This is a genomic window from Shewanella ulleungensis (genome assembly GCF_014648315.1).
GTDB classification, from domain to species: Bacteria; Pseudomonadota; Gammaproteobacteria; order Enterobacterales; family Shewanellaceae; genus Shewanella; species Shewanella ulleungensis.
In genome coordinates this window covers 179,926-191,751 of sequence record NZ_BMQW01000003.1, presented here as the reverse complement: position 1 = coordinate 191,751, position 11,826 = coordinate 179,926, and the positions used below count along the sequence as shown (strand labels likewise).

The 11,826-nt window shown below is 41.9% G+C and carries 12 protein-coding genes; 4 read left to right on the top strand and 8 right to left on the bottom strand.

Features of this window, described 5'->3' with window-relative positions; translation table 11 throughout:
• Positions 1 to 10: 10 nt before the first annotated feature.
• Both IEY40_RS07620 and IEY40_RS07615 read left to right on the top strand, forming a co-directional pair.
• The gene (locus tag IEY40_RS07620) at positions 11 to 445 is read left to right on the top strand and encodes an excinuclease (protein WP_229777046.1); all 435 of its coding nucleotides are present in this window, start codon (positions 11 to 13) and stop codon (positions 443 to 445) included.
• A 117-nt stretch (positions 446 to 562) separates the two neighbouring features.
• Entirely contained in the window at positions 563 to 919 is a 357-nt protein-coding gene (locus IEY40_RS07615; RefSeq protein ID WP_188954867.1) for a YkgJ family cysteine cluster protein, read from the top strand.
• 75 nt (positions 920 to 994) lie between these two features.
• Here the strand turns inward: IEY40_RS07615 and IEY40_RS07610 are convergent, their stop codons facing one another.
• Both IEY40_RS07610 and IEY40_RS07605 read right to left on the bottom strand, forming a co-directional pair.
• Positions 995 to 1,468 (bottom strand): PA2404 family protein, encoded by a 474-nt coding sequence (locus IEY40_RS07610; RefSeq protein ID WP_188954865.1) that lies wholly within the window; start codon positions 1,466 to 1,468, stop codon positions 995 to 997.
• Positions 1,468 to 2,637, bottom strand: a complete 1,170-nt coding sequence (locus IEY40_RS07605; protein ID WP_188954863.1) for a PepSY-associated TM helix domain-containing protein — start codon at positions 2,635 to 2,637, stop codon at positions 1,468 to 1,470. Before IEY40_RS07605 ends, IEY40_RS07610 begins: the two co-directional genes overlap by 1 nt.
• A 254-nt stretch (positions 2,638 to 2,891) precedes the next feature.
• On the opposite strand from IEY40_RS07605, the gene IEY40_RS07600 reads away from it, so the two are divergent.
• On the top strand, positions 2,892 to 4,994 hold the full coding sequence (locus IEY40_RS07600) for a TonB-dependent siderophore receptor (RefSeq protein ID WP_188954861.1): 2,103 nt from the start codon (positions 2,892 to 2,894) through the stop codon (positions 4,992 to 4,994).
• A gap of 377 nt (positions 4,995 to 5,371) precedes the next feature.
• Positions 5,372 to 6,382, top strand: a complete 1,011-nt coding sequence (locus IEY40_RS07595) for a D-alanine--D-alanine ligase (RefSeq protein WP_188954859.1) — start codon at positions 5,372 to 5,374, stop codon at positions 6,380 to 6,382.
• Between the two features lie 113 nt (positions 6,383 to 6,495).
• Here the strand turns inward: IEY40_RS07595 and IEY40_RS07590 are convergent, their stop codons facing one another.
• The 6 genes from IEY40_RS07590 to IEY40_RS07565 all read right to left on the bottom strand — a co-directional run bounded on the left by IEY40_RS07590 (position 6,496) and on the right by IEY40_RS07565 (position 11,807).
• Positions 6,496 to 7,083 (bottom strand): cytochrome c3 family protein, encoded by a 588-nt coding sequence (locus tag IEY40_RS07590; protein ID WP_160053409.1) that lies wholly within the window; start codon positions 7,081 to 7,083, stop codon positions 6,496 to 6,498.
• Between the two features lie 20 nt (positions 7,084 to 7,103).
• Complete coding sequence (locus tag IEY40_RS07585) at positions 7,104 to 7,574, bottom strand: nitrate reductase cytochrome c-type subunit (RefSeq protein WP_188954857.1); 471 nt, start codon at positions 7,572 to 7,574, stop codon at positions 7,104 to 7,106.
• An 11-nt stretch (positions 7,575 to 7,585) separates the two neighbouring features.
• The gene (gene napA / locus IEY40_RS07580; protein WP_188955324.1) at positions 7,586 to 10,075 is read right to left on the bottom strand and encodes a nitrate reductase catalytic subunit NapA; all 2,490 of its coding nucleotides are present in this window, start codon (positions 10,073 to 10,075) and stop codon (positions 7,586 to 7,588) included.
• A gap of 2 nt (positions 10,076 to 10,077) precedes the next feature.
• Complete coding sequence (locus IEY40_RS07575) at positions 10,078 to 10,335, bottom strand: chaperone NapD (RefSeq protein WP_188954855.1); 258 nt, start codon at positions 10,333 to 10,335, stop codon at positions 10,078 to 10,080.
• Between the two features lie 35 nt (positions 10,336 to 10,370).
• Positions 10,371 to 10,529, bottom strand: a complete 159-nt coding sequence (locus tag IEY40_RS07570) for a periplasmic nitrate reductase, NapE protein (protein ID WP_160053316.1) — start codon at positions 10,527 to 10,529, stop codon at positions 10,371 to 10,373.
• Positions 10,530 to 10,895: 366 nt separating this feature from the next.
• On the bottom strand, positions 10,896 to 11,807 hold the full coding sequence (locus tag IEY40_RS07565; RefSeq protein WP_188954853.1) for a class I SAM-dependent methyltransferase: 912 nt from the start codon (positions 11,805 to 11,807) through the stop codon (positions 10,896 to 10,898).
• Positions 11,808 to 11,826 lie beyond the last annotated feature (19 nt).

The window sequence follows — 11,826 nt, the reverse complement described above, 5'->3', positions numbered from 1 at the left end:
GACATTAGAATTGAAAAACACCTTAGCAACAATAATGTTGGCACTATGTTTACTCCCTGCAACAGCCTTTGCCCGCGATGATATTGGCAATTACGCGATCGCAGATGCCATGAGCACAGAACATGCTAAAAACAAACTTGGCGACAGTATCCGTTTTTATTTTGGCGATCAAACTTATGGTGAACCCCAGCAAACAATGGGTGAATTTAACACCAGTAAAAAAACCAACGCCTTTAATAAAACCGATTTAGAGGCATGCCAATGGGTATTTTTATCGGCAATGATTGCTTTAAAAGATCGTGCGATAAAAGAAGGCGGCAATGCGGTGGTTGAGATTAAATCAAACTACAAGCACAACCTCACCAGCAGTAATGACACGTTTCAATGTGGTGCAGGCGCATTAATGGCAGGTGTCGCACTAACGGGGAAAGTAGTAAAACTCTAATTTATGCGTCTAGACATAACCATCAAACATCGTTTGATGGTTATTTTGTTATTGGCAATTAGGATAACCTGCCAACAATACGGTATCCTTAGCCAAAATAGTTAACCGCAGCCTTTAATGCCTTCAAATCTTATTGCCAAGTTTACCGATATAGCACCTAGCGCTTCACCTGAATCTGGCAGTGCTATCGACACCATTACGCCAAGAAAAAATCCGATAACCTGCTCAAACTGTCAAGCATGTTGCTGCCGATTAGAAGTGATGTTAATTACCGAAACCGGCGTGCCTAAAGCCTATATTGCTAAAGATGATTGGGGCGGGGAAGTGATGCGCCGCCTTGATGATGGTTGGTGCGCCGCCCTGGACAGAGACACCATGATGTGTTCAATTTACGAACTGAGACCACTTATTTGCCGTGAGTTTGAAATGGCCGAATATGAGTGTGAATCTGAGCGTAAGGCATTTGGTATTTAACAATGAGGCATTATTGCTGGCAATTGTTAAATACCAACAACCAGCAAACAACGCCCAACAGCACAAGGCTAGTTATCAGTGGTGTGAATATAACACCTCAGGTAAAGCCCAGCTCGTCACCTGATGCTGGCCTTGCCAATCTTCAATCGTTAACCAGACTTTATGCTCTGCACGCAATACTTCAGGCGCAATGGCATGCACTTCTTGTCCATGTTGGCTACCGTGTAAAATCCCTGCGTCCCCTAACTGTAATGTCGCCAAAGGTAGAGGATCGATACCAATGGTTAAATATGCCTGGCGAATCGCACTCACCTGCCCTTTACTGAACAAGAGTAAAAAGTCTTTGGTATAAGTACCATCATGCAGATATGGGGCATCTACATTGTAAGGAATTGGCGTGACTTCAAATGCACCCAGCTCCTGAGTGGGCAGCGCATCAGGAAATTCCGGAAACAGAGACTGATATAAAAAATAGCCAACGAGCACTAATATTAAGCCATTGATTTTATATTTGTAACGGTTCCAAATCGTGTTTTGCATGCGGGCCATTAGTGACTCTCCTGTTTAACTAAGTGCGAGTTAACACCCGAGGTCACGTCTAAATCAGCTTTAGCGGCTTTGACAGTGCGCCCTCCCCACATTAAAAAGCCTGTAATAGACATCCCCGTGAGAAAAATGCCAAAAACAAACCAAATCGCTTTTGTCCACAGCCCACCAATTGTGCCGTAATGCAGCGGATCGGCAATATGCGATAGCGTTTGTAATGTGGTCATTTTCGCTGGTGAACGCTCACTTTCAACTTTGCCATTCCATGGATTAACGGTCACACCATAAGCATACTGATCATAGAAAATATGATCGCCTTGACCATACACTTTATACGTATCTCTTTGGTGTTCTGGCAGCATAACATAGGTGCTTTTAAAATCTGGGAACTGTTGTTCAGCAACTTGTAACGCATTAGACAGTGTATAAGGTCTCGTCGGCGCCTCATTAGACGACATCGGCACCTGACTGACTTCAATTAACGGTGCGTGCTCTTCGAGTTCGATGTGATTGTGCCACATAATCGCTTGTGCCAAATACCACAAACCAGTAATGCTCATCAGCAGTAAAAACCACATCGACCATACACCCGCTAAACGATGTAAATCTGCAAGCAGTGTTTTTTTGCCTTGAGTAATACGTAATTTAGGTTGAGTAAAAGCCCGCCAGAAATTTTTATACACCACCAGCCCAGTAATGAGCGCGCCAAGCATCACAATGGCCATTGCACAAACAATGTAATAGCCCACGCTGTAATTACTATGCCAAGGAAACAGCAACCAGCCATGCAAAGACCGCATAAAATTAATGAAGGTGATGCCTTGATTAATCTCCTGAATGTCACCTGTATATTGGTTGACATAGGCAATAGCAAACGGCACATCCTTATCGGTAAAAATAACCGCATTAACCAAATAAGGCTCAAAACTCATTACCGTTGAAATACTTGCCGTTGGATGCGCCTGTTGAACAATTTCAACCAGTTCTGACATCGGTTTTTCTATAACATCCTGTGGATTACTTGCACGAGATTCAGGATTAGTCAGCCAAGTTAACTCATGGCTGATGACTGAAATGGTCCCAGTAAGGCACACAAAACAAAAAATGATCCACACGGGTAATGAAAACCAGCCATGAAGTCTAAACCAAAATCGATTATTAAGTTTTGCCATTTGTCTTCCGAATCTGTTCATTGCCTAGGTAAAGGCTAATATTGCCCATATGATAATAAGATTGAGAACTAATCTCAATAAGAATGTAATGATAACCATTATTAATTGTAAATAATGATTTATAGATCAAGTTTTGCGTTTTTTACTTCAAAACAGGGTTGTAAATGATAATGATTAGCAATACCATTCTTGTATCTTAACATTGTGCCACATTGTTAATTACAATCATCATAAAAAATTAGGTAAGGCAAACCATGCAATCTCAAAAAATCTTTGCACTTTCAACATTAGTTTTGGCTATGGGTTTTCTTGTTCAACCACTCGCTCATGCAGCTGAGCAACAAAATGCTGACAACAATGACCAAAATATCGAAAAAATCCAAATTATAGGCGTGCGCTATAAACGCGTTAGCCAAGGTGCAACCGGATTAACCATGGAGATTGATGAAACCCCTCAATCAATTAGTGTGGTCAGCAACGAGCAAATCACTAACTTTGCCGCTAACAACCTTAATGACGTCCTTCGTCTGGCGACCGGTATTAATGTCGAAGAATGGGAAACCAACCGTACGCAATATACCTCTCGCGGTTTTGAAATTAAAAGCACCCAAATTGATGGCGTCGGTTTACCTAATGATTGGGGCATTGTGACCGGGGCGATGGAGGCTTATGGTTATGAAAAAGTGGAAGTGATACGTGGCGCAAACGGCTTACTCACGGGTATTGGTAATTCTGCTGGTACAATTAATTATGTGCGCAAACGCCCTACGAACGAAAATCAAGGTGAACTTGGCGTTTCATATGGTTCAGATGACTTCAAACGGGTACAAGCAGATTACTCTGTTTTATTAACAGACAGCGGCAGCTGGGCTGCTAGAGTTGTTGCGGTAGCCGAAGACAAAGAGTCTTACCTAGATGGTCTAGAAAACGATCGCGGCTATATTTACGCTGTTGTTGATGGTCAATTAACTGATAATTCAACACTCGCATTAGGCTTTTCTTATCAAGATGCTAATACAGATGGCAATACTTGGGGTGGGTTAGTCTTTAATTATACCGACGGCACCCAGGCCGAATGGGATACTAGTGCGACGACCACCCAAGAATGGACCATGTGGGACACAATTAATACCACGGCCTTTGTTGAATACACTTACATGCTATCCAATGATTGGGATCTTAAAGTTGCCTATAACCACCAAGGCTTAGAAGACCAAAGCAAATTATTTTACGCCTATGGCACTATCGACAAAGATACGGGCTTAGGTTTAACCGGTTGGCCTGGACGTTATGACACTGACTTTTCAGCCGATATGTTAGACATTACCACACTTGGGCATTACAGCTTATTTGGTCAAGACCACGAGATAACTGTGGGAGTAAGCGGCTCTCAAAGCAAAAAGTACATGTATCAATACCCATTTGATTATGCTACTACAACCGCATTTGGAGCCACTCCAGCATTCCCTTATGCCCTTGACGCAATCCCAGAGCCTGAATGGGATGATAAAGTAGAATATTCAGATATTGATGTCAGTTTATTACGAGCATATGGTTCAACTAAACTTAATATCAATGACAACCTATTCGTGGTCGCTGGCTTTAATGCGATAAAATATACCCGAGAAGGTGTGAATAGCGGCGTTGATATCGACAACGATGAGAGCGAGTTCAGTCCTTATGCGGGTGTGGTTTACAGCATCACAGATGATATCAACACTTACTTCAGTTATTCAGATATTTACCAACCACAAGAGCAGTATGATTACGATGGGTATTTTTTAGCGCCAACCAAAGGTGTTAACTATGAGTTAGGACTTAAAACCTTATGGCTTGATAACGACTTAATGGCAACCTTTGCGTTATTTAGTGCTGAGCAAAATAACCTCGCAAGCTACGCCGGCCTCAATGCAGATGGAAATTACTTTTATGAAGGTGTCAACGTCGAATCAAAGGGCTTTGAAGTTGAAGTGACCGGGCGTGTAACAGACAACCTTAATGCAGTATTTGGTTATACCTTGCTTGATGTCGAAGACGAAAATGGCGATAAAGCAAACGAGTGGGCTGCTCGGAACGTGGTTAACTTCTCGATGGATTACACCCTACCACAATTACCAGAAGTGAGTGTTGGACTGGGCGGCCGGTGGCAGTCTAAAACCAAAAATGTTGATTACAATGTAGAGCAAGATGCCTACCTAGTCGTTAATGCTTTTGCCAACTGGGATGTATCGGAAGACCTTAGTCTAAGAGCTAACATTAATAACCTTACGGATGAAAAATACATTAACAGTTTAGCGACTGTTGGCTATTACGGCGCACCAGTAAACGGTTCAGTTAACTTAACGTATCGCTTTTAAGCGCAGTATCACCCACGTTAGCCGTAGCTAATGTTAATGCTTTAGCCACGCAATCTAGCCGATACCTCATGACACCTCTTTTATAAAATATAAAGAGGTGTCATTTTTACCATTGCTAGCCGCTAAACTCCCCCCCGCAAACGATGGTTGTACAGGGTTTCTAATGCACCTGAACCTAACCATCTGTATAACTTATAAGCGGTATACCGATTTATTATCTTAAATCAACAATCAACCTCGAAAATCAGACTACATAAGCTGAAATATTATTAACTCTTACTTGCACTGCATGGCTGTGGGTCTTTATCATAAGCAAACTTTTACAGGGCTAATCAGATCTTAACCTAGCCCATTTGTTGGTCTTTTCAGGAGTAAACATGCCAAAGATTAATCTGCTGTTATTGTGCGGCGGTGGCGGTGCAGAGCACGATATTTCGTTAATGTCTGCACGTTTTTTTGAGTCATCACTGGCAACGTCAGATAAATTTTCGGTACTTAAATTAGTACTCGACGAACATGGGCATTACCACACAGAAGACGGCAAGTTATGCGATTTAACCAACCGTCGTGAAATCCGCTTTGAAGACAACGACACACCAGCGTGGCCTGTAGATTATGTTATTCCTTGTATTCATGGGTTCCCGGGTGAAACCGGCGATATTCAATCGTACTTTAATTTAATCCAACTGCCCTACTTTGGCTGTGAGTCTGAAGCATCAAGCAATTGCTTTAACAAGATCACCGCTAAAATGTGGTTTTCAGCCTTGGGCGTACCAAATACACCGTACATCTTTTTACACCAACTCGATGATGATGCCATAAAACAGACTGAAGCGGCATTTGATCTATGGGGCTCGGTGTTTATCAAAGCAGCCTCTCAAGGCTCGTCGGTAGGCTGTTATAAAGTTGATGTCAAAGCCAATATAGCCAGAGTTCTCAAAGATGCCTTTAGTTATGCGCCTTATGTGGTGGTTGAGCAAACCATTCATGCTCGAGAATTAGAAGTGGCAGTATACGAATACCAAGGTGAAGTCGTCGCCACATTACCCGGTGAGATTATTTGCGACAGCAATACTTTTTACTCATTTGAAGAAAAATACGCTAAAAACAGTAAAGCGCGCACCGACGTCGTCGCAGAAAACTTGTCACCCGAGTTAAGTCAACAAATTCGAGACTATGCCATTAAAGCGTTTAAAGGCATGAAGCTGCGTCATTTATCGCGTATCGATTTCTTTTTGACCCAGGATGATCAAATTCTACTCAATGAAATCAATACTTTCCCGGGCCTAACACCTATTTCAATGTTTCCGAAGATGTTACAAAATCACGGCCATAATTTTACTGAGTATTTAATTGATGTGATTGGCAGACAAGTCGATTTGTCGTAACAACTTTTGTCGTTAATAAGCGATCGATAGATACCATTAATTGGTTTTTATGAGGCAAAAAATAAGGCCAGCATATGCTGGCCTTATTCATTTAAGTGTTATATCGACAGCGTTTAGAAGCCTTCTACACCTGCCATGTCAGGTAATTGATGCGCAATCCCCTTATGACAATCGATACAGGTTTTTTCGCCGCTAGCTAAAGAGGTTGAATGCATTTGCGATGCACGCTTAGACTGACGAGTAAAATCCATATAATCAAAGTTATGACAGTTACGACACTCTAAAGAGTCATTAGCCTTAAGTCGGTTCCATTCATTTTCAGCTAAATGGCGACGCTTTGCTTCAAACTTTTCACGTGTGTTGATTGTACCAAACACTTTACCCCACACTTCTTTAGATGCCTGCATTTTACGGGCAATTTTATCGGTCCAGTTATGCGGTACGTGACAATCAGGACACGTTGCACGCACACCACTACGGTTAGTAAAGTGGATCGTTGTTTGTAACTCTTGGTAAACGTTGTTTTCCATTTCGTGACAACCGATACAAAATTCCTCGCGGTTAGTTAATTCTAAAGCAGTGTTAAAACCACCCCAGAAAATTATTCCCGCAATAAAGCCACCGATGGTCAAAAAGCCAAGACTGTAATGGACACTCGGACGAAGCAGAATTTTCCATACCAGTTTTAGTTGTTCAAGCAGTTTTGCTAACATATTGACTCCTAGTGCTTAACCGCAGCTTTCGCTTTAATTAAGTGATCAATGTCAACGAAGTCATTTTCCACTAACAATTTCGCATCCAATTGCGGTGCATGACACTGGGTACAAAAATAACGACGAGGCGACAAATCCGCTAAGAAATTATTGTCGCGGTCCATATAGTGAGTCACACTCACCATCGGCGCTTGCGAATGCCCAGTACTCGTACGAGCATGGCATTGCATACACTTATTCACTTTAAGATCAATTTGATAACCATCAATCTTATGTGGAATAACCGGTGGCTGCATAGGATAGTTACGCACTTGCTTAACGTCAGTATTGATCACCGCTTGCATTGCTGGCGGAGTCGGTTCAACGTTAATCGGTGCTAAACGTAATGTGTCGATTTTTTCTTCAGGTACGCTGGTCGCCATTACGCTGACAGTGAACCCTAATAACGCGATAATCGATAATAATTTACCTGTTTTCATGGTCTGTCTCCTTAAGCCTTTACAATCTTAATGGCACATTTCTTATAGTCAGTTTGCTTTGACAAAGGATCTGTCGCATCTAACGTAACTTTATTAATGAGCTGACTGGCATCAAACCAAGGTACAAACACTAAGCCGACAGGCGGTTTGTTGCGACCACGAGTTTCAACACGGGTTTTAATCTCACCACGACGAGAAATCACTCGAATTTCATCACCGCGACGTAAACCACGCTTTTTAGCATCATCAGGATGCATAAAACATACAGCATCAGGGAAGGCTTTATACAGTTCAGGTACACGTTGCGTCATCGAACCAGAATGCCAATGCTCGAGTACACGGCCTGTTGATAACCAGATATCGTATTCTTCATCCGGCTCTTCGGCTGCTGGCTCGTAAGGTAATGCAAAAATAACCGCACGACCATCAGGCTTACCATAGAATTCAAAGTCTTTACCGGCTTTAACGTATGGATCAGACCCTTCACGGAAACGCCATTTAGTTTCTTTGCCATTCACTACTGGCCAACGTAAGCCGTGTTCTTTATGGTAAACATCGAAGTCGGCTAAATCGTGACCATGGCCGCGGCCAAAGGTCGCGTATTCTTCAAATAAGCCTTTTTGCACATAAAAGCCAAAGTGTTTAGCTTCATCGTTTAAATACTTAGGATCGGCATCGCTTAATGGGAACTTATCAACATTGCCATTTTGATAAAGCACTTCGAATAAGGTTTTACCTTTAAATTGTGGGTTAGCCGCTAACACGTCAGCAGGCCACACTTCGTCAGTGGTGAAACGCTTAGAGAATTCCATTAACTGCCATAAATCAGACTGTGACTCACCTGGGGCTTTCACCATTTGATGCCAAAACTGAGTTCTACGTTCTGCGTTACCGTAAGCACCTTCTTTTTCGACCCACATTGCTGTTGGTAAAATTAAGTCCGCCGCTTGAGTTGTCACTGTTGGGTAAGCATCTGACACAACGATGAAGTTTTCAGGGTTACGGTAACCCGGTAAACCTTCTTCGTTAATATTGGCACCAGCTTGGATATTATTATTGACCTGAACCCAGTAGCAATTTAAATCGCCGTCTTTTAAGCGACGGTTTTGCTCAACAGCGTGGTAACCAGGCTTTGGTGGAATAATACCACTTGGGATTTTCCAAATATGTTCAGCGTGTTTTCTGTGCTCAGGATTAGTTACAACCATGTCGGCAGGTAGACGATGTGAGAATGTCCCCACTTCTCGTGCAGTACCACAAGCCGATGGTTGACCCGTTAACGAGAATGGGCTGTTACCTGGAGTAGAAATTTTACCCACTAATAAGTGGATGTTATAGATCAAGTTGTTACACCAAACACCACGAGTATGTTGGTTAAAGCCCATAGTCCAGAAAGACGTCACTTTACGGTTAGGGTCAGCATAAAGCTCAGCTAACTCAATCAATTTGTGTTCAGGCACGCCAGATAATTTACTGACCGATTCAACATCATAATCAGCAACAAATTTAGCAAACTCATCAAAATCCATCGGGGTTGAATCGCCAGCTGTAGCAACGTTTTTGGCTTTCATTTCTAATGGATGCGTTGGACGTAAACCATAACCAATGTCAGTAGTCCCCTTACGGAAATTGACATGCTTGTTAACGAAATCTTTATTCACTTTGCCATTTTGAATAATGTAGTTGGCAATAAAGTTAAGCATGGCCAAATCGGTTTGCGGTGTAAATACAATCGGTAAATCAGCAAGGTCAAATGAGCGATGCTCAAAAGTAGACAGAACCGCAACCTTAACGTGTGGCGCACTTAAACGACGATCAGTAATACGAGTCCACAAAATTGGGTGCATTTCTGCCATGTTTGAACCCCAAAGTACAAACGCATCAGCCGCTTCCATATCGTCATAACAACCCATTGGCTCATCGATACCAAAGGTACGCATAAAGCCACCTACAGCAGAAGCCATACAATGACGAGCATTAGGGTCGATGTTGTTTGAACCAAAGCCCGCTTTCATTAATTTAACTGCTGCATAACCTTCCCAAACGGTCCATTGACCCGAGCCAAACATACCAACAGCGGTTGGACCTTTAGCTTTAATGGTGGCTTTCCAGCGTTCAGCCATAGTGTCGAAGGCTTTTTCCCAGCTGATCGGGGTAAATTCGCCATGTTTATCGTACTTGCCATCAGTCATACGCAACATAGGTGTTTGCAAACGATCGCGACCGTACATAATCTTAGATAAGAAGTAGCCTTTAATGCAGTTTAAGCCACGGTTTACTTCACTTTTTGCATCACCATGAGTAGCAACAACTTTGCCATCACGGGTGGCGACCATAACCGAACAACCTGTGCCACAAAAACGACAAGGGGCTTTATTCCATTCTAATTTGGTTTGTTCTGAGCTAGTGATCAGGTTACTTGCAGAAGTAGGCAGCGCTAACCCTGCTACACTTGCAGCTGCAATAGCGGCATTAGCTTTCATAAAATCGCGTCTATTCATTTTCATATTTCACCTTCTTCTAGCGCTTCACTTTGGTGATACACCATGGTGGCCGACAACACACCTGGAATGGCATTAATCGTTGAGATATCATCCATCAACGACTTTTGGCTCGGACCTTCAACGACAACAACTAACTTAACGTCATTATTGGCTGATAATTCAGCATTTGGGATGGCCATTATTTTCTGTCTTACTTCAGCCATTTGTTCAGGTTTCACTTGGACAATTAGGCTGGTTACGTGCAGTTCATTGCTCATTACATCACTCTCATTTTAATTATTGGATTGATGGATTAACCAGCGCCTGGAGGCCCTGTGAGTATTTGACTAAACCAAATACTGAAACCCAGTGCACTGACCAGTAATACAGATAAAATAGGTGCTAAAAATACAGTTAAGAAGATGAATATTTTCAGCTCCAAACCTTTTAAATTAGTAGTATCTTTACTCATAGACCCTCCAGCAGTGGGAGATAGATAAAACAACACATGAATTTATATTTGCTGTTTCTTAATTAGGACTCGGGGGAATTTTACCGTTTATCAATTAACAAACTATATACTCACAAATTGGTAAACTAAGGGTTATATGATCTAGATCATCAAATTAGGTAAATCATTATTCAGATCAGGGTTCTTAAACATAAATATCGATTAAATAAAGACTTATTTACCGATTATTTGATGAATATCACCTTTCACTAAAATAAATTAATTCTGCTTGCACGCTTAAATTGTTAATAAATTGTAGTAGACAAACGCCCATAAAAAAACCGACACCTTTACGATGTCGGTTTTATTTAAAAATTAACAGTTTAACTATAAGCTCAAACGATAACGTAATACTTTTAGAGACTTTTGTTCATCGATGTCAGCAAATACATTAGGATTGTCTATTCGCTCAACATAACTCAATTGTGGCGCGGTATTACTCACTTGCTGCATTAAAAAATCACACCCTAACTCTGGCGCATTAAGGCACAATAACACTTCACCTGCTGGCGCAAGCAAGTCTGGTAAGCGTTTTAACAGGCGCTCATAATCTTTTGTAGCCACAAAACTGCCACGTTGATTACTTGGCGGATCTGCAACAATTAAATCATACGGACCAAGTTTAGTGAGTTTGCCCCAGGACTTAAAAATATCATGCCCCAAATAACGAGCGCCAACGGGTAAATCGTTAAGTAAATGGTTTTGCTTACCAATACTTAACGCGCCTTTGCTCATGTCCATGTTAACCACTTCATCGGCCCCACCTTGCAGTGCGGCTACCGAAAACCCACAAGTGTAGGCAAACAAATTAAGCACTTTTTTGTGTTTAGCATGTTGCTTAACCCATGCACGCCCATTAGCCATGTCTAAAAATAGACCGTGATTTTGACCACGTAATAAATGCACAATAAAGCGGGCGCCATTTTCCGTCACAACGTGTTGTTCAGGGACTTCACCTAACAGTAATTCGCTTAAGGTTTGGCCTCCATGACGATATTGATAAACCAAATTTAGTGGTAAATTTGGGTATGTCGATTGCCAAAAAACCACAATGGCACTCACCAATTCATCTCGCTGCTCATCCGCTAACATTTTAAAGCTTGTGAGCAGTAATACCGGTTTATACCAGTCTAAACAAAGATGCTCATCGCCGGGAAACAAACCGCCACGCCCATGAAATAAACGGCAAACATCTTCGCCAACCGTTAAATTAGGTAATACCTGTAAAAAACGCTTCATACACTCTCTTACTTAATAA